The sequence below is a fragment of the Serratia proteamaculans genome (genome assembly GCF_004684015.1).
GTDB lineage: Bacteria > Pseudomonadota > Gammaproteobacteria > Enterobacterales > Enterobacteriaceae > Serratia > Serratia proteamaculans_F.
In genome coordinates this window covers 194,944-212,625 of record NZ_SRIA01000010.1, presented here as the reverse complement: position 1 = coordinate 212,625, position 17,682 = coordinate 194,944, and the positions used below count along the sequence as shown (strand labels likewise).

The window sequence follows — 17,682 nt, the reverse complement described above, 5'->3', positions numbered from 1 at the left end:
TATTAAACTTTTTTTTGATTGAACGTTCAATAAAAATTGCATATATTTTATTGCCGATTGGTTACAAATATGTATCTTTCGGTTGTGGAACTGGCTGATTTTTGTGAGGTATTTAACGAATCTGACCAAAATCAGTGTCTGTAAGCGGTTCCCACCACGAGGCGATTTTCCGCTTCGTAAACAAGCAAAGTGGCAATCTTTGGCAAGCAGAATAGCGATTGTCGCGGCGCTTCTATCCGCACTGTTTCCGGGCGACGCCTGCGTGTCGTTCAGGCTGGTGTGTGGGCACGATTTTACTCAGTTGTTAAAAAACAGAGGAAGACGATGACAACACGCGAAACCTCCTCAAAACCGCAAAAGGATGGCCTTAATCCTGTGGTTTTCTTTACCTCGGCAGGGCTGATTTTGGCCTTCTCGCTGATGACCATCTTTTTTACCGATTTCTCCGGGCGATGGATCACCCGCACCCTGAATTGGGTGTCAACCACCTTCGGCTGGTACTACCTGCTGGCCGCCACCCTGTACATCGTATTTGTGGTGTTTATCGCCGCTTCGCGCTTTGGTTCGATCAAGCTCGGGCCTGAGCAGTCAAAACCCGAATTCAGCCTGATGAGCTGGGCCGCGATGCTGTTTGCCGCCGGTATCGGCATCGATCTGATGTTCTTCTCGGTCGCCGAACCGGTGACACAATATATGATGCCGCCGGAGGGGCAGGGCCAGACGCTGGAAGCCGCACGCCAGGCCATGGTCTGGACGCTGTTCCACTACGGCCTGACCGGCTGGTCGATGTATGCGCTGATGGGTATCGCCCTCGGCTACTTCAGCTACCGCTATAACCTGCCACTGACCATCCGTTCGGCGCTGTACCCGATTTTCGGTAAACGCATCAATGGTCCGATTGGCCACAGCGTGGACATTGCTGCAGTGCTGGGTACCATCTTCGGTATCGCCACCACCCTCGGTATTGGCGTGGTGCAGTTGAACTACGGGCTGAAAGTGCTGTTCCACATACCGGAAAACCTGACGGTTCAGGCCGCGTTGATCCTGCTTTCGGTGATCATGGCCACCATTTCGGTGACTTCCGGCGTCAATAAGGGCATCCGTATTCTTTCCGAGCTCAACGTGCTGTTGGCACTGGGGCTGATTTTATTCGTGTTGTTCTTCGGTGATACCGAGTTCCTGCTCAATGCGCTGGTGCTTAACGTCGGTGATTACATCAACCGCTTTATGGGCATGACGCTCAACAGCTTCGCTTTCGATCGTCCGGTGGAATGGATGAACAACTGGACGTTGTTCTTCTGGGCCTGGTGGGTCGCCTGGGCACCGTTTGTCGGCCTGTTCCTGGCGCGTATTTCACGCGGTCGCACCATCCGACAGTTCGTGGTCGGCACGCTGATTATTCCGTTCGTGTTTACCCTGCTGTGGCTGTCAATCTTCGGTAACAGCGCGCTGTACCAGATTATTCACGGCAATGCCGCCTTCGCGCAGGAAGTGATGCAGTACCCGGAACGCGGGTTCTACAGCCTGCTGGCGCAGTATCCTGGCTTTACCTTCAGCGCTTCGGTGGCCACCATCACCGGATTGCTGTTCTACGTTACCTCGGCGGATTCAGGCTCTCTGGTGCTGGGCAACTTCACCTCGCGCCTTAGTGATATCAATAATGATGCGCCCAACTGGCTGCGTATTTTCTGGTCGGTGGCGATTGGCCTGCTGACCATTGGTATGTTGATGACCGACGGCGTGCCCGCGCTGCAGAAAACCACGGTGATCATGGGCCTGCCGTTCAGCTTTGTGATCTTCTTTGTGATGGCAGGGTTGTATAAATCGCTACGGGTGGAGGATTACCGCAAGGCCAGCGCCCTGAACACCAGCGCGCCAATGCCGGTGTCCAGCAATGACGTGTTGAACTGGAAACAGCGCCTGTCACGAGTGATGAATTATCCAGGCACCCAGTACACACAGAAAATGATGGATACCCGTTGCCGACCGGCGATGCAGGAAGTGGCGCGAGAGCTGGAATTGCGCGGGGCCAAAGTGGAGTTCAGTGAAGTGCCGCCAACCGAAGATGAGCGTTTAAACCATCTGGAACTGCTGGTGCATTTAGGTGAGGAGCAAAACTTTATCTATCAGATCTGGCCGCAGCGTTACTCGGTGCCGGGCTTTACCTATCGCGCCCGCTCCGGCAAGTCACACTACTACCGGCTGGAAACCTTCCTGATGGAAGGCACCCAGGGCAATGACCTGATGGACTACAGCAAAGAACAGGTGATCGGCGATATCCTCGATCAGTACGAGAAACACCTGAACTTTGTGCACATCCACCGAGAGGCACCGGGTAATACCCTGACTTTCCCGGATATGTAACCGCTAATCAGCTCCGTTGTTTCACAGTAGGGGCGCTGCATGCTGCGCCCTATAGCATAATCAATGGGTTAAATCGGGTCGAACATGTTCGACCCCTACAGGTTTAGCCCTTAGTCCGAGGCCACATTATGTGGCCTTTGGTTTTCAGGGTAGCCTGAATCTGCGCCACTTACTGCCCCATCGCATCTTTTTTCATTTCATCTTTTTTCATGCCGTCTTTGGCCATGCTGTCTTTCTTCATGCCGTCATGTTTCATCGCATCCTTACTCATGCTGTCTTTCTTCATGCAATCCTTGCTCATGCAGTCTTTGTGCATGGCGTCTTTTTTCATGCCATCTTTAGCCATACCGTCATGAGACATCTGGCCCATGTTGTCCTTTTTCATCGAGTCCTTACTCATGCTGTCTGCAGCATTGGCACCGATAGAACCCAACATCAACGCACTGCACATCATCACTGCGAATAACTTTTTCATGGTATTTCCTTCTCTCATTTAAAAAGCACCTGTGTGCCGGGGATAGATAGTTGTGGCCGCCGTTAACTGCCGCCAAACCAGTTGTAACCTTGATCTTCCCAGTAACCGCCGGGAAAACGGTTGGTGACTTCAATCACCTGAATATGTTTCGGATTCTTGTAGCCGAGCTTGGTCGGCATGCGCAGTTTCATCGGGTAACCGTATTTACGCGGCAGGATTTGGCCGTCGTAGGTCAGCGCCATAATGGTTTGCGGATGCAGCGCCGTGGCCATATCAATGCTGGTGTAGTAATCGTCGGCACATTTAAAGCTGACATATTTGGCACTCAGGTCCGCACCGACCGCCTGAAGAAACTCCGCGAACGGCACCCCGCCCCATTTGCCGATAGCGCTCCAGCCTTCGACGCAGATATGGCGCGTCACCTGGCTGATTTGCGTCATCTTGTGCAATTGCGGCAGCGTCCAGGGCTGCTTATTCAGCACCAGTCCGTTGACCTCCAGCCGGTAGTCGTCACCATTGATATCCGGTGCTTCTTCCTCTGCGTAAAACGCGTTGAACGGAAATGGACGGGTAATCATCGACTCGGCATACACCGGCGCCAGATGGTCGGCATTGAACAACCAACCCTGTACCCGGTCGTTAAAGCGCGAGATGCGACTCAGCGCCTGTTCGACATTGGCGTTGTCGCTGATGTCACACCCGGTGAGCATCGCAATACCGCCTAATGTCAGTCCGTTGCGCAGGAAGCGACGACGCGAAGAGGACTCCAGCTGGCGTGCCAGCAGTTGCTGAGCTTCCCTGACTATCTCCCGCCCTTCGCTCAGGCTTATTGGGTCTTTTTCTGTTTTCATCAGGCTCTCCTTAACGTCCACGCAGCATGGCCAACAACGTGCGTGGCACCAGCGCCACCATCACCAGATGTACCACTACAAAGCCTACCAGCCCGGACATGGCAAAGAAGTGGATGTATCGCACTGTTTCATAGCCGCCGAGCAGGTCACGCAACAGTGGGAACTGCACCGACTTCCACAACACCAAACCGGAAAGCACCATCACCACGCTGGCAACCATCACAAACAGGTAAGCGGCCCGTTGCACCATGTTGTAATGGCGCAGGTCGTTATGACCGAGCTTGCCCCGTAATGCCGCCAGCAAATCGCCGAACAAGGCTTTCGGACTGAGCGGCCAGAATTTGCGTTTCAGCCGGCCGCTGAACAGGTTAATCAGCAGATAACACAGGCCATTAATACCAAACAGCCACATGCCGGCGAAATGCCACTGCAAAGCGCCGCCCAACCAACCACCCAGTGTCAATTCATTGATAAAACTGAAGTTGAACAACGGTGAAGCGTTATAGATGCGCCAACCGCTGGTGACCATAATCAGCATCGCCAGCGCATTCAGCCAGTGCGTCAGGCGCAGCCACAGCGGATGGATCAGCGCGGGTTTTTCCGGCGTAACAGACATATCCATGGAGTCTCTCCTGACGTTAGCGGTTTCGATGTGCTGAGTATCCGTCTGATTTGTTCCCCAAGACCTCACGCAAAGTTAAATAAAATGTGATAACTCCGGCTCTGCGGCTTGTGTAGACTTCTAATAAGGTCTGGCAATCAGCGGTGAGAAGAATGGAAAAGCCAAAGAAAATTTTAATCGTCGAGGACGACGGCAATATCGCGGAGTTACTGCAGTTGCATCTGCGTGACGAAGGCTATGACATCAGCCATGCCGCCGACGGTAATCTGGGTATGGCCATGCTGGAACAAGGCGGCTGGGACGCACTGATCCTCGATTTGATGTTGCCAGGCATTGACGGGCTGGAGATCTGCCGCCGCGCCCGCAATATGACGCGCTACACGCCGATTATCATCACCAGTGCACGCTCCAGCGAAGTGCATCGCGTCCTGGGGCTGGAGCTGGGCGCGGACGACTACCTTGCCAAACCCTTCTCGATGCTGGAACTGGTGGCCAGGGTCAAGGCACTGTTTCGCCGTCAGGAGGCGATGAGCCGTAACCTGCGGATGGAGGCCGGCACGCTAAGTTTTGACGGTTTGACCATCGATCCTATCGCCCGTGAAGTGCATTTGAACCATCAGCCGGTCGATCTGACGCCGCGTGAATTTGACCTGCTGTATTTTTTTGCCAAACACCCCGGCAAGGTATTCTCCCGTCTCAGCCTGCTCAATCAGGTGTGGGGTTATCAGCATGAGGGCTATGAACACACCGTGAATACTCACATCAACCGGCTACGTATCAAGATCGAAAGCAACCCGGCGGAACCTGGGCGCATCCTCACCGTGTGGGGTATGGGCTATAAATTCGCGGCTGCGCCGCAAGAGTAAACCATGAAAAATCTTACGCTAACGCAACGCCTGACCCTGATCTTCGCCCTGTTGATGGTGGTCAGCTGCGCCATTTCCGGCTGGATGCAGGTACGCAGCAGTACCCAATACAGCCAGGCGGTGATCCAACGGCTGTCCGGCAATCTGGCGCAGCACATTGCCGACAGCAACCCGCTGTTAGGTCAAAACGGGCTGAACTCGCAATCGATGCAAAACCTGTTTAGCCAACTGATGGCAGTGAATCCCAGCGTCGAGGTGTATCTACTCAATAAACGGGGCGACATTATCGCCAACGCCGCACCGGCAGGGCACCTGAAACGGCAAAAAGTGAACCTGCAGCCGCTGCATTCGCTATTCGATGGGGCTAATGTACCGGTTTACGGCGATGACCCGCGCAATCCTGAGACCCAGAAAGTGTTCAGCGCCGCGCCCCTGAAGGTTAACGGCCAGGTTGAGGGTTACCTGTACGTGGTACTGCGGGGGGAGGATTACGATGCGCTGGCCAGCCCTGCATTGCAGAACTCCGTAGTGTCCATGGCGCTGTGGACGTCGGGCCTGATGGTACTGTTCAGTCTGGTGGCCGGTGGTTTTGCTTTTTATTGGGTGACTCGGCCTATCCGTCGTCTTACACGTCAGGTCAGTGAATTGAACAACGGCGGCATCGCGGCGGTGCAAGCCTATGCGGCGCTGCCTGCCGAAGATGCTGGTGGTCGCGATGAGGTCAGCCGACTGCAACAAGCGTTCAGCAGCATGGCACAACGCATTGCCGAACAGTGGCAGTCACTTTCGCAGCAGGATCAGCAACGTCGCGAATTTATCGCCAATATCTCGCACGATCTACGCACTCCGCTGACATCACTGCATGGCTATCTGGAGACGCTGTCGGTCAAGTCCGCCAGCCTGAGTGAAAACGATCGCCAACGTTATCTGGAAATTGCACTGGCACAGAGCCGTAAGGTCGGCCGATTGGCGCAGGAACTGTTCGAGTTGGCGCGGCTGGAATATGGCGTGGTGAAACCGCAGAAAGAGCCGTTCTCGCTCAGCGAACTGGTGCAGGACGTGTTTCAGAAGTTTGAATTGGCAGCGGAAGCTCGCCAGCAACGGTTGCTGGCGGACATCGCCCCAGGCATTCCGCTGGTGTTTGCCGATGTCAGTATGATTGAGCGGGTGCTGACCAACTTGTTGGATAACGCCATCCGCCACACGCCACAGGGTGGCGAGATAGAGGTACGCCTGTGGCAACAGGCGGGCAAGGTGCTGGTACAGGTTAATGACAGTGGGCCGGGTATTCCGCAGGAGTTGCGCGGCGATCTGTTTATGCGCCCTTCGATTCTGAGCAGTGCGCGCCGCCACGCCAGCGGCCTGGGGTTGATGATCGTTCGGCGCATCCTGCTGCTGCACGACAGCGATATTCAACTGGTCGAGCGGCCGCAAACCGGTGCCTGTTTCCGCTTCTCAATCCCGCTGCGTTAGTCGTGTACGGCTAGTGAATGCAGCTTTTATCGACGCTGATAAATTTGTCGTTATAGATAATAAATTTCTGCCCTTTCAGCCGAAGACCGGCATGGGTCAGAGTATCACCGGGGCGCAGGTACTCGGTGATACCCTGCTCGTCGGTGCTGTCGCAACCGGGCTTGAGCAGGAACTTGAAGTAGGTGTTGCCGGTATTGGTGAGGGTGCCGCGCTGCGTATCCAGCCGATAGGCAAAGTTGGTCTGGCGCGGACGCACCACCAAAATGGTGTCCATCACCACGATCGGCTCCAGATTGACGCCGCTGCTCTGGCGCTGCGCCGGGTCGAAAAAGCGGGTGGGGATTTCGCGAAAGGACACCCGATAATAACGCTCGCGATTATCCCTCGGCCCGCGGTAGAAAAACTTGTAATACTCCCCCTGCCCAGCCTGCAGTTGTAATTGGCGTGGCGCAAACAGCAGTTCTCCGTCTGCCGGACGGCTACGCGTTTCATTCTCCCCCGGCCGGTCGATGGCCCGCAAGGTCACCTGATAAATACGTGCGCTGGCGTTATTGTTCAGCACCCGCTTGGCGATGAACGATTGGTCCTGATCCATGGCGAACGTCAGGGTGCCGACGTTAATCGCCGTCGCGCCAAAGGGGAAACACAGCAACCACAACAACCAGCTTCTCATGGGGTTTTCCTAGTTAATATTGCGCCAGGTGGCTTCAACGTGGATCTCGCCAGCCGCGCTAACATCGCCATACCAACCGTTACCCTCCACCGTTTTCAATGAGATTGGGTTATTCATCGGGATACTGAACTTCAGTTGGGTTTTGTTCAGCACCCCAACCTCACCGGAAATGTCATTCCACGGTGTGCTGCTCCATAACGCGTTAGTCATGTCATGCCACTGCCCGTCACATCCGGCATCAAAGCTTTGTTGGCCGCTGGTGCTGGTGGTGATGCTGAGCGTCGCCGGGAACGGTACCTGGCTTTGGTTATCTGCCGAGGAAAAAATGCAGTAGTTAATCCCGTTGATGCTCTGGGTCGGGCCGGTCGCCATCACCCGAACCTGATCGGCGGCAGCTTTGCTGCTGGTCGTGACGATATAACCAAATTCCAGCGGCGGCTGCGCCGGGCCGACGTAACCTTCACGGTGCGGTTGATTATCATAGTCGTCGGAAATGATGCTGATGCTGAAATCACGCGGTTTGATGATCAGTTGATTGGAGGTAGAAAACTCATACCAACCCGATTCCGGCGAAGTGGTATTCTGGAAGCGAAAATTGATCAGGTCGCGAGTCCCGCTGTCGGAGATCCCCAGTTTCACCATCTGCTTGAAAAAGTTGCTGGCGAAGAACACGTAAATTGCGTTGCTGCTCTTCAACTGGTTAAAGGTGTAGTAACTGCCGGTGCCCGAGGTATTTTTCCAACTGTTGCCATCCAGGCTAAATTGCAAATCGGCGGCATTGACCGCCGTGGTTAACGCGGCATTGTTGATCGCCGGAAATATGTGGATAGAGGTGTTGCTGATACTGCCGTCAGTCTGCAAATCATAACTGACCATTTTACAGGTGATGCCGGAGCGCGAACCAATGGTCTGGTTTTTGCAATCGGCATTGCCCTCACCGATGATCGGCACGCCATCACTGTTGATGAACACCTCAGACACCGCGTTGGTATTGATAAAACGCAGATGCGCCGCTTTGTTATGGGTCACGGTGCGTTTATACCAGTTGCCGCTGGCCTGATCCTGGCAACGCCCTCCATTGGCCGCATCATAGACTGCAGAGGTCTGACAGCTATTAATCTGCATACTGAATGCGTTGCCAGGTGCCATTTGCTGCAAATATTGATAGAAGCTCGGCGACATCATGCCGTGCATCCATTTTGCGCCACCCGAGGTGACAACCGCCCCATAAAACCCCTTTTCATCGCTGGCCTGCGGCAAAATCAGGCTGGTATCCATATTGCAGCCGGCATACCAGTTAATGCAGCGCAGCCCGAGGAACGGGTGCTTGATCGGCGCGTTTTCCAGCCACATGTCAAAACGGTAATTCGCCGACAGGCCCGTGTTGTAGCCGTTATCTACATAGCCCAGACTCTGCTGATAGATGGTGCCGGAGCCACCGTACTTCAGCCCGGTCCATTTATTGGCACCGGTCATGCGCGGATCCAGCCCACCGGCCGGCGTGACAAAAAAGTTGTCGTCGGCGTTGTTCTCGACAAACACAAACTTCATCGCCGCAGCATCCGGCCAATTGGTGACGTTCACCGCCGCCCGCAGCGGCAAGGCGGCCCACAGCAGCAGCAATAACGTAAACTTAGCCTTCATGGGTCATTTCTCCCGCCTGTAAGTTACCGGCATAGGTCTTCAGCCCGCTACAAGTGACGTCGCCTACCCAAATCGCCCCCTGTGCCTTGCTCAGATCCAGGTCCACTTCGCAGCTCTGGTTACCGCTGTAGGTAAAGTCGATCACCGGGAATTTCTTATCGACGTCCATAATGAACTCCCCTTTTTCATCGGTGCGGGTGCGGCCGATATGGTTTTTGATATAAGCATTGGCCAGTAGCGTGCCGTCTTCCGCCTTGATGCGGCCAAACACCGTTACCATCTGTTTTATTTCCGGCGTGATCACCGCCACGTTCCCCGGATATAACGTCAATTTGCTCTTGCGTTTGGTGACGATGTCGAAACTTTCCGCCGAGTTTTTATTGTTCATTAACTCAACTTCGTACTGACCGTAAGGCGATAACGGCACATAGTTTTTATTGCCGGTCAGCTTCACCGTCCGCCCATCGACGCGGGCGGTCAACATGCCGTCGTTTTCAATACCGGTGTTAAAGATGATGCCCGCATTGCCCTCACTTCGGCCGCTGGCCGCAATATCACGGCCTTGCCAACCGACGCTGCCGCTGGCGGTCAGGCTGGAGTTGACGTAACCGTCGGCGGAACTGCTGACGTTGACCGTACCGGCGGAATACTTGGTTTCAAAGCGGGCGTAGGCACCGCCGTTCATGCTGTTGTCGCCGTTGGTATCACCGGAAATCGCCCGTGACAGGTTGGCACCGAGGGTACGGATAGCACCGTCCTGAATGTCTTTACGCGCCGCCAGGTTGGCGGTGGTATAACCGTTCTGGTTCGAAACCCCGGCACTGAGCCAGTTGCCCATCGGCAATGAGAAGTCGAGGGCGATGTATTTGCCGGTATTCGAGCTGTAGCCGCCGTTGTTGTAACGCTGTACACCGGCACGTACGCCCAGGGTGCCAAAACGACCGGTGAAAATATTCTGGTAATAGTCGGCGTTGTAGTAATGGCTATGGTTCTTTTTATCGTCGTTGTAGCTAAGGCTCAAATTCCCCAACGGTGACCAAAGGGCGCCAAAATTCAGGGTGCCGCCGATGGCACGATTATGCGCATCGTTTTGCAGCAGTTTGTCACCAATCACCGTTTTTTCCTGATTGACCCACAGGCTGCTGAAACCGCCGGGTAACGCAGCACTGACGCTGTTAACCAGGCTCCAGGAACGGTCGGACGCCGCCATATTCTGTACATTGAACTCAATGGACTCGCCCAGCGGCACACTGATGCGGCTTTCCCCCACCGCGTTGCTGTCGAACGAATAACCGGACAGCGCCCAATTTAGCGTCTGCAGATTACCGGTGGCCGAAGCCCCGATCAGGTAGGAGTCTTTGGCCGGCCGCTGGCGCTGATTATCACCGCGCCAGTCGTCCATACGGATCATCCCGCCCCAAAATTGCCAGGCCAGTGCCGCATTGGCCCCACGATTGGGGCTAAACAGTTTGTTTACCCGCTGCATACGTTTATCGACCACTCTACCGTTGACCACCACTTCAACCTCGACGTCATAAATGCCGTAGGGCAAATTGCCGGTGTCTACTTCATGGTTACCCATGGCAAAGTTCTGCACGCTCAACAGACGCCCTTCGCGCGACAGATGCACTTCCCCCGCCGAGGGGAAAAACGCCACGATCGGCGTCTGTGACTGGCTGTTATCAAATAGGGTCGAGTTGGCGCGGTTGCCATAGGACAGGCCGTAAATCTTGCTGGAGTTAATGGTGGTAACCGGACCCAGCGACTGTAAGTTCCAACTGTCCAGCATGCCGGCGGCAAAACGACGACCGGCAAAATCACGCTCATACATCGCCTTATACAAGGTGGCGTCCTCATCGCCGCTGCCAATGCCATAGACCGACCCATTGACCTCCAGATGATGCTCGCGCAGGGCAGTAACGCTGTTCAGCGACAGATAGCTTGAGGTGTTCCCCTCGCTGGCCCGGGTGCGGTTATCGTAAACCCCCAGGTTATAATCCAGCGTGCTACTGAGGGTATCCACGCTGGAAATGCCGATATCGCTGGAGCGCGCCCGTAACAAGGTTCCCATTGCCGTCTCTTTCACTACCAGTTGCAGGTTCAACTGACGGAAATCCAACGCCAGCCAGGCGTCATGAGTCAGTGCAATACGCTGCTGCGGATCAAACTTCGCTTCCTGCAAGGCCTGCAGTTGCCTGATAGTTTCCGCCGTCAGCGGCGTCCCATCGTCACCGTCTTCCAGCGTGATCTGGCGAATTTTCAGCTGACTGTTATCCAGATACAAAAAGGCATGGCCAATGCGGCGATCGTCTTTGACGCCGCTGTTTTTTTCAAAGTGCAGCAACAATGGGATACTCATCCCCTCGCGCAGCGCCAGACTGAAAGTCTGCGGAATTAACACGCCGTCAATTTGGGTCAGCCCGGCAGCGATCACCGTCTGGCAGGGTAACAACACCGCAGGTACCGCCATCACTCCGCCAGCCAGTAGCGTTTTCAACAGCACAGCCTTCACATGCCACTCCTTGCTTTAATGGGGTGCATTCCCTTTCTTCGCCAATAACGCGATTTATTTCACCGGGATAAACTGTTCGCCATGCCATACCGCCACACGGCCTTTCTTATCGTTGACGTCCACCTTGCTGAAAGCGCGTGTCTTACCCGGCATGACGAAATAGTTTTCCTTACAGTCATTGCCGTCTTTTTTATTGCGACAATTCCCGTAGGCCACCACCTTGAAGGTGGCGTTGCCGGTGTTTTTGATCTGCCCGGCGATGAACTGATAGTCGAATTGGTCCTGCCGGGGGGCTACCACCAAAATGGTGCCGATACGTGCAGAAGTGGTCGCCACCGCATTACGTTTTGCCGAGTTTTTGCCCACGTCGCTCAACGCCTGATCGAACCAGACAATACGGTAGTAGCGCTCCAGGCTGTCGCTGGGCCCTTTGTAATAAAAGCGAATCACATCGCTGGCATTGGCTGGCAATATCAGGCTGGCCGGCGACAGCAACATTTCATCCTTACTGCCCATCGGCACCACCGTACCGGACTCCAGCGGGCTGGAGATGCGTTCAATTTTGATGTTCACCAGACGACCACTGTCGGTGGTATTTTTAATTTCTTTGCTTAACCGCCCGCTATCGCTGTGCATGAACGAACTGATCTCACCGACATCGAGTGCGAAAACAGGTTGAGACAGTGATAGCGACAAGAGGGCGGCGAAAGAGAAGCGTTTCATAACGGTATTCCAGTAGCGTTCTTCAGCGGGGCGGAATAAGCAGGGGATTGCCCCCTGCTTTAAACCGGTGACTCGGGCTTATGCGGTCCAGGTCGCGTTGAACTCAACGCTCACATCACCGCTCCAGATACCTTCCGGCAGAGTGCTGAAATCAGTCACGGCGGTGGTGCCGTCAGAAGTCGCGCCAATAATGGTAAAGGTGAACTGATCCTGCGCGCTGGTGCGCACGGCCTGGTTGTAAGCGTTGGACAGTGCGCTCAGGTTGCCGCCCAGAATGCCGGCAGAGGTATCGATCATGGTGGTTTCAGCGGTTTTCTCTACGGCAGCACCGTTGTAGTTCACACCGACGTCCAGAGTAGAACCCGAGGTATCGAGCTGAGTCAGGGTGTTGGAAACCAGTTTGGAGGTCAGTTTGAATGCGGTAGCGGTCGCATCCCCTTCCACGGTCACGTCAAACAGACCTTTCTGGCTGTTAAAGCCCTTGATGCCTTCCGCGTAATTGAAGGACAAACTGCCGATTGGGGTCACAACCAGTTTACTGGTGGTGTCTTTTTTGGCAGTAGCAGACCAGGTGGCCAGTGCCTGCGCGGTAACGTCGGCGGCTTGTGCAGAGCTAACCGCTGCGAAGGCTGAAATGATTGCCAGTGCCAGTGTAATTTTCTTCATGGTAAAACTCCCTTCAACTTTAAATTTGATTGTGCGTCCATTAGCGTGACCTGCTTTAGCCAGTCTGCTTGACGAGAAAAAGAGTAACCGCAACGCATCAAAAAAGAATCATTAACTACCAAATGGCAAATATTTAGTTATTAACTCTGATTTTAATATTTATAAGATCTAATTTAAGCTTAAGGAACTAATCAACGCATCCATCAAGAACAAAATACTTATTATTTTCTGTCCGCATGAAGCACTGGATTCTGCATATAAAACGCTCAGTTACGCCAGGTCAAAATAAGGCCTGTCGGAGGGTTTTTGTAGGATGTTTAAATTGATTTAAATCAATTCCACCAGAACGGCGGACAACTGTATAAATAACAGTCGCAGAGAAAAAGGGATTACATCGCCGGCCGATATGGTGACAAGTGTGACCGACGACGTATTTTCAGGCAGGGTATTGATTGCGGAAAGCCAATATCAAACGCATAAATCCAACCTGATTTAGGCCAAGCTTGCGCATGATATTCAGCTTGTGACTACTGACGGTTTTATAACTGCGGTGAGTGACGCGGGCAATGCGCCGTGGATTAGCATCGGCAATCATCATTGCCAGTATCCGCCATTCACTCCGGGAAAGAGGTTCTACGGGTTGAGTCAGTGCTGTCTGAATACCCGGGCTACGGTAACCCTCCCCCGTATCGGCGGCGGAAAAAGCGTCGAATAGACAATCCAATGGATCATCTTTTGCCACCAGGGATAAATGCCCTTGCGTCGCCAGCATGGCTAATATGCTGGCGTTAGTGACCTCAGTAAATATGATCAGGCTTGTCTTCGGCCAGAATTCGTTAATTGTCAGAATGAAGCGTAATACATCATACAAATTATCGCTTTCATTATATAACTCCATAACGAGGATTTGTTTCTCATTCTCTTTCAGTACAGTGTCTATTTCCCTGATACTGTGAACAAATTGATAGCACCTGTGCGCAGGTTCAATAAGTGCGCGCAGTCCTTGCCTCACCCAGGGATTGGGTTCAAAAAAGAGAGTAGCCTCCCGGAAAGGAGTATTCGTCATAGTCCATTACCATAAAATAGGTATAAAAATAGCGTTCCAGGCGGAAATGTTGCGCATCGCCGATTGGCAAAGTATAAGTTTTGCACCGCGAAAACGCTGCATTAATAGCCAGGCAGTGAAAGTTAAGTATTTAGTTTCAAAGTAATCATATTGGCGGCATATTCCTTTCCCCCAGAGAGGTGTTCATCCTGACACCGATTAATTGAGAATGACTGAGTTATCGCTTTCAAGACCAGAACAAATTTCTACCCGGTGCTCACGCAAAATGCGGCAGCGCAGGAAAAAAAGCCGGGAAATACCGGAGATGTAAGAGCGTACCTGGTTACTGCGCACCACCAACAAGAATTCATCACCGCTACACTCTGCGGCCTGCGGGCCGGCATAAGCAAGAATATCGCGCCCCAGGCCGGCACTGAGCGCAGCCGATACGCCAGGCATCGACATAAATACCTTGCAGTTATTGGCCTTTCCCAGATAAATTTCCTGGCGAGAAACCGACCCACTCAGGTAGCTTGTAATGCCGACTGCCAACATAATCACCCCAAAGGCCGCCACGCTGGCAATCGCCCACCAACGCCGGGAATAGCCGGCATAAACGGTCCCGGTGGCGGCAGATTTTTCCGGCGGTGTCATTATTTCCGGCTGAGCCACGGCAGGTGAAATATCCGGCATATCCCCATCGGTAAAACTGTCCTCCGCGCCTTCACAAGACTCAACCATAATTTCAAAACGCAGCATAAAACCGACTTTGGGAACGGTGACGATCACCTCATCTTCAATACCCAGGTTTTTAATTACCCGCCGTAATTTGCTTACGCATTGATTAAGATTATTGTTGCCTGAGACCATCCCATAATCATCCCAAACCTTCTTGAATATCACTTCCCGGCTAACGGCCTCACCATGATGTGTAATCAACAGCAGCAGCAAGCGCTTTGAAGGGTTGGAAATAGAGATAGGATCATCGGAGAACTCTGTCAGGCTCAGTGTGCCCGTATCCACATCAAAAATGATCTGGTCATTTAATCTATATTTCATTTTTCACAGGTTTCACTCTGGTGATTGCTTATTGCCCGGGGTTAAATGTTAATGAATTATTAAGCAATATTTAATCAAGTTAATTAGTAAAACACAGCAGAAGAACGCAATGAAAATCAATTAACCCCAAAAACAGTTGTTTTTTCACCTTACTGTGTTTGATATAAGAATTTTCTCATAATTCATAACCAGAGATTATACAAACATCACTATCATTGATATATTTATATGTAAAAGATCTTAAAGTTAGTTTTTTGTTTTGTAAATCTCCGCCTTTAAGTGAAAAATACTTACCGTTCATTTAATGCAAGCATTTTTAATGAAAAAATAATATATCGTTAATTTATATCCTGTTAGTACCTAGCGAAAACCAAAGGATAAAACACAAAGGAAGGTGATAAAGGTCAGAATTAGTCTTTTGATTCGGCCGGTATTACAGGGACAAGATGCCAAATGAAAGAAAAAAGTTACGAATAACAGACCAGCAATAATGCCCAGTGCCGTTACATGAGCGGTGTTGGGCATTATTGGGCTGGGAGAATAGATTAAACCCTAGGGGGAAATATCAAACTGAAGGTTATCTTGGCAGAATTAGCCCCTGTCGCGCAGCTCGCGTCCGCCGTGCCACCGTGAAGCGTCATAATCGCCCGCACGATCGCCAGCCCCAGGCCGCTGGCGTGGCTGCCGGCACTGCGGGCGGCATCGACACGGTAGAAACGATCGAACAACTTGGCCAGATGGAAAGGGGCAATAGCCGGCCCCTGATTAACCACCTGAACGACCACTGTCCCGGTTGGCTGAACGATGGCCTGTAGCCGTATCTGACTGTTTTCATCGGCATAACGCACCGCATTGGCCACCAGATTGCTCAATGCCCGCTGGAACAGCATGGCGTCCGCCAACAATTGCCCTTCGCCCTGGCAAACCAGCGTAATACCGCGCTCTTCCGCCAGGCCTTCGAAATAGTCCGCCACCCGTTGCAGCTCCTGCGCCAGATCAAGGCGACTGACATTGAGTACGGCTTGCCCTTCGCCGGCACGCGCCAGGAACAAAATATTTTCTACCATGCGCGAAATGCGTTCCAGCTCCTCCATGTTGTTCGACAACAGGGTTTCATATTCATCCACGCTGCGAGACTGATACAACGCCACCTGACATTGCCCCATTAGCGCGCCCACCGGAGTGCGGATCTCGTGCGCCAGATCGGCGGAAAACTGCGTCAACCGTTGATAGCCTTCGTTCAGGCGATCGAGCATGGCATTAAACGAACGAGTCAGTTGCTGCAATTCCTTCGGCGCCCCCTGCTCGCTCAGGCGAGTCGACAGCGTATTCGGTGTAATTACCGCCGCCTGCGCTGCCATGCGCCATAATGGCTGCAACCCACGGTGCATCACCCAATACCCCAGCAAGGCAATCAGCACAAACGCCATCGCCACCGCGGCCACAATCCGCCAAAGATAACGCGCCAACATCTTCTGTTCATTGACCAACACGTGTGCTGCCGAGATTTGCAGCAGGCGGCCGTCCTCCAGTTTGACCAACGCCGATACGGCCCGCAGCGGCACGCCTTGTGGCGTTTGCCCACCCTGCACCGCACTCAAGCGCTGCGGCGTGCCAACCGGCGTCGGCTCTATCGCCGGCAGACTCAGCCTGGCCGGGTTAACGTTGATTAACGGTTTTTGCCCCGGTAGCTGAAAAATCAGTACGTCCTGTTCGTTACCCAGCATATTTTCGAACAGGCCGGTATTCGCCGTCAGCCGCTCGAGTGGAAAGCGCTGGCTCAGCAAATGGCGAAAATACTCCACCCGTCCGGTAACCTGTAAATCGCTGCGGAGGGTCATCTCCTGACGCATCGCGCCATACAGGTACCCTCCCGCGCCACTGACTACCAGCGCCGCCACCAACGCAAACAGCATCGCGCTGCGCAATGTGAGCGACAGTGTGCGCCAGCGTTGAACCAACGCTTTCATGAACGCGGCTCGCAAACGTAGCCAATGCCGCGCACGCTGTGGATCAGCTTGACGTCAAACGGCCGATCAATCTTGGCGCGCAGCCGCTTGATCGCCACATCCACCACGTTGGTATCGCTGTCAAAGTTCATGTCCCACACCTGCGAGGCGATCATGGTGCGTGATAGTACTTCTCCTTCGCGACGCACCAACAGGTGCAGCAACATGAACTCTTTGTTGGTCAGCGGGATCACCTGTTCCTGCCGTACCGCTTTGCGCCGCAGAACGTCGAGCTGCAGATCGGCAATCGTATAGTGGTCGGCCTCGCGAACCGTGCCGCGCCGCAATAACGTGCGCAGTCGCAACACCAGTTCAGTGAAGGAAAAAGGTTTGATCAGGTAATCATCGGCCCCCAGTTCCAGACCATGAATACGATCCTGCACCCCGTCGCGGGCGGTCAGAAACAGGATCGGCACATCGCTTTTCTTGCGCAGCACCTCAATTACCTGCCAGCCATCCAGCCCTGGCAGCATTACGTCGAGCACAATGGCGTCGTAGGCATCCTCAAGCGCCCGAAACAGGCCGTCGGTGCCGTTACGCGCCAAATCGACGCTGTACCCGGCCTCGCCCAGCCCTTTCTTCAGGTAATCACCCGTGCTGATGTCGTCTTCAACTACCAATATCCGCATTATCACCACCTCATTACACCAGCCGAAATATTAGCAGCTTCGGCAGACATGCTTGATGACATTAATGTCAT

Annotated in this window: 15 protein-coding genes; 3 read left to right on the top strand and 12 right to left on the bottom strand. The window is 53.3% G+C overall.

All coding sequences use genetic code 11. From position 1 onward, the window contains the following. Positions 1–324 precede the first annotated feature (324 nt). A complete protein-coding gene (locus tag E5C26_RS07700) occupies positions 325–2,364 on the top strand; it encodes a choline transporter (RefSeq protein WP_135315763.1) in 2,040 nt (679 codons plus the stop codon). Between the two features lie 169 nt (positions 2,365–2,533). Here E5C26_RS07700 and E5C26_RS07695 read toward each other — a convergent pair whose 3' ends face one another. The 3 genes from E5C26_RS07695 to E5C26_RS07685 all read right to left on the bottom strand — a co-directional run bounded on the left by E5C26_RS07695 (position 2,534) and on the right by E5C26_RS07685 (position 4,312). Next, positions 2,534–2,839, bottom strand: a complete 306-nt coding sequence (locus E5C26_RS07695) for a pentapeptide MXKDX repeat protein (protein WP_135315762.1) — start codon at positions 2,837–2,839, stop codon at positions 2,534–2,536. A 62-nt stretch (positions 2,840–2,901) separates the two neighbouring features. Beyond that, positions 2,902–3,690 carry a molybdopterin-dependent oxidoreductase gene (locus tag E5C26_RS07690; RefSeq protein ID WP_135315761.1) on the bottom strand — a complete coding sequence of 263 codons (789 nt, stop codon included), beginning with the start codon at positions 3,688–3,690 and terminating at the stop codon, positions 2,902–2,904. A 10-nt stretch (positions 3,691–3,700) separates the two neighbouring features. Further along, positions 3,701–4,312, bottom strand: coding sequence for a cytochrome b/b6 domain-containing protein (locus E5C26_RS07685; RefSeq protein ID WP_135315760.1), 612 nt, complete (start codon positions 4,310–4,312; stop codon positions 3,701–3,703). A gap of 152 nt (positions 4,313–4,464) precedes the next feature. Here E5C26_RS07685 and E5C26_RS07680 point away from each other — a divergent pair, with 152 nt between their 5' ends. Continuing rightward, the gene (locus tag E5C26_RS07680) at positions 4,465–5,178 is read left to right on the top strand and encodes a response regulator transcription factor (RefSeq protein WP_135315759.1); all 714 of its coding nucleotides are present in this window, start codon (positions 4,465–4,467) and stop codon (positions 5,176–5,178) included. A gap of 3 nt (positions 5,179–5,181) precedes the next feature. Then, positions 5,182–6,651 (top strand): sensor histidine kinase, encoded by a 1,470-nt coding sequence (locus E5C26_RS07675; protein ID WP_135315758.1) that lies wholly within the window; start codon positions 5,182–5,184, stop codon positions 6,649–6,651. A 10-nt stretch (positions 6,652–6,661) separates the two neighbouring features. Here the strand turns inward: E5C26_RS07675 and E5C26_RS07670 are convergent, their stop codons facing one another. The 9 genes from E5C26_RS07670 to E5C26_RS07630 all read right to left on the bottom strand — a co-directional run bounded on the left by E5C26_RS07670 (position 6,662) and on the right by E5C26_RS07630 (position 17,611). Further along, on the bottom strand, positions 6,662–7,324 hold the full coding sequence (locus E5C26_RS07670; protein ID WP_135315757.1) for a fimbria/pilus periplasmic chaperone: 663 nt from the start codon (positions 7,322–7,324) through the stop codon (positions 6,662–6,664). A gap of 9 nt (positions 7,325–7,333) precedes the next feature. Continuing rightward, entirely contained in the window at positions 7,334–8,968 is a 1,635-nt protein-coding gene (gene ecpD / locus E5C26_RS07665) for a fimbrial adhesin EcpD (RefSeq protein WP_135315756.1), read from the bottom strand. Then, complete coding sequence (locus E5C26_RS07660) at positions 8,958–11,438, bottom strand: CS1-pili formation C-terminal domain-containing protein (protein WP_240775945.1); 2,481 nt, start codon at positions 11,436–11,438, stop codon at positions 8,958–8,960. The genes ecpD and E5C26_RS07660 overlap by 11 nt, the downstream gene beginning before the upstream one ends. A 96-nt stretch (positions 11,439–11,534) precedes the next feature. After that, complete coding sequence (locus E5C26_RS07655; protein WP_135315754.1) at positions 11,535–12,203, bottom strand: hypothetical protein; 669 nt, start codon at positions 12,201–12,203, stop codon at positions 11,535–11,537. A gap of 78 nt (positions 12,204–12,281) precedes the next feature. Beyond that, entirely contained in the window at positions 12,282–12,869 is a 588-nt protein-coding gene (gene ecpA / locus E5C26_RS07650; RefSeq protein ID WP_135315753.1) for a common pilus major fimbrillin subunit EcpA, read from the bottom strand. Positions 12,870–13,305: 436 nt separating this feature from the next. Next, the gene (locus E5C26_RS07645) at positions 13,306–13,935 is read right to left on the bottom strand and encodes a response regulator transcription factor (RefSeq protein WP_135315752.1); all 630 of its coding nucleotides are present in this window, start codon (positions 13,933–13,935) and stop codon (positions 13,306–13,308) included. A 198-nt stretch (positions 13,936–14,133) separates the two neighbouring features. After that, a complete protein-coding gene (locus E5C26_RS07640) occupies positions 14,134–14,973 on the bottom strand; it encodes a winged helix-turn-helix domain-containing protein (protein ID WP_135315751.1) in 840 nt (279 codons plus the stop codon). A 545-nt stretch (positions 14,974–15,518) separates the two neighbouring features. Further along, positions 15,519–16,943: a heavy metal sensor histidine kinase gene (locus E5C26_RS07635; protein WP_135315750.1), complete on the bottom strand. Its 1,425-nt coding sequence runs from the start codon at positions 16,941–16,943 to the stop codon at positions 15,519–15,521. After that, positions 16,940–17,611 carry a heavy metal response regulator transcription factor gene (locus tag E5C26_RS07630; RefSeq protein WP_135315749.1) on the bottom strand — a complete coding sequence of 224 codons (672 nt, stop codon included), beginning with the start codon at positions 17,609–17,611 and terminating at the stop codon, positions 16,940–16,942. Before E5C26_RS07630 ends, E5C26_RS07635 begins: the two co-directional genes overlap by 4 nt. Between the last annotated feature and the right edge of the window lie 71 nt (positions 17,612–17,682).

Excerpts from the sequence above, each read along its gene's own strand:
- E5C26_RS07700 (WP_135315763.1), top strand. The coding sequence starts at position 325 with ATGACAACACGCGAAACCTCCTCAAAACCGCAAAAGGATGGCCTTAAT.
- E5C26_RS07695 (WP_135315762.1), bottom strand. The coding sequence starts at position 2,839 with ATGAAAAAGTTATTCGCAGTGATGATGTGCAGTGCGTTGATGTTGGGT.
- E5C26_RS07690 (WP_135315761.1), bottom strand. The coding sequence starts at position 3,690 with ATGAAAACAGAAAAAGACCCAATAAGCCTGAGCGAAGGGCGGGAGATA.
- E5C26_RS07685 (WP_135315760.1), bottom strand. The coding sequence starts at position 4,312 with ATGGATATGTCTGTTACGCCGGAAAAACCCGCGCTGATCCATCCGCTG.
- E5C26_RS07680 (WP_135315759.1), top strand. The coding sequence starts at position 4,465 with ATGGAAAAGCCAAAGAAAATTTTAATCGTCGAGGACGACGGCAATATC.
- E5C26_RS07675 (WP_135315758.1), top strand. The coding sequence starts at position 5,182 with ATGAAAAATCTTACGCTAACGCAACGCCTGACCCTGATCTTCGCCCTG.
- E5C26_RS07670 (WP_135315757.1), bottom strand. The coding sequence starts at position 7,324 with ATGAGAAGCTGGTTGTTGTGGTTGCTGTGTTTCCCCTTTGGCGCGACG.
- ecpD (WP_135315756.1), bottom strand. The coding sequence starts at position 8,968 with ATGAAGGCTAAGTTTACGTTATTGCTGCTGCTGTGGGCCGCCTTGCCG.
- E5C26_RS07660 (WP_240775945.1), bottom strand. The coding sequence starts at position 11,438 with ATGGCGGTACCTGCGGTGTTGTTACCCTGCCAGACGGTGATCGCTGCC.
- E5C26_RS07655 (WP_135315754.1), bottom strand. The coding sequence starts at position 12,203 with ATGAAACGCTTCTCTTTCGCCGCCCTCTTGTCGCTATCACTGTCTCAA.
- ecpA (WP_135315753.1), bottom strand. The coding sequence starts at position 12,869 with ATGAAGAAAATTACACTGGCACTGGCAATCATTTCAGCCTTCGCAGCG.
- E5C26_RS07645 (WP_135315752.1), bottom strand. The coding sequence starts at position 13,935 with ATGACGAATACTCCTTTCCGGGAGGCTACTCTCTTTTTTGAACCCAAT.
- E5C26_RS07640 (WP_135315751.1), bottom strand. The coding sequence starts at position 14,973 with ATGAAATATAGATTAAATGACCAGATCATTTTTGATGTGGATACGGGC.
- E5C26_RS07635 (WP_135315750.1), bottom strand. The coding sequence starts at position 16,943 with ATGAAAGCGTTGGTTCAACGCTGGCGCACACTGTCGCTCACATTGCGC.
- E5C26_RS07630 (WP_135315749.1), bottom strand. The coding sequence starts at position 17,611 with ATGCGGATATTGGTAGTTGAAGACGACATCAGCACGGGTGATTACCTG.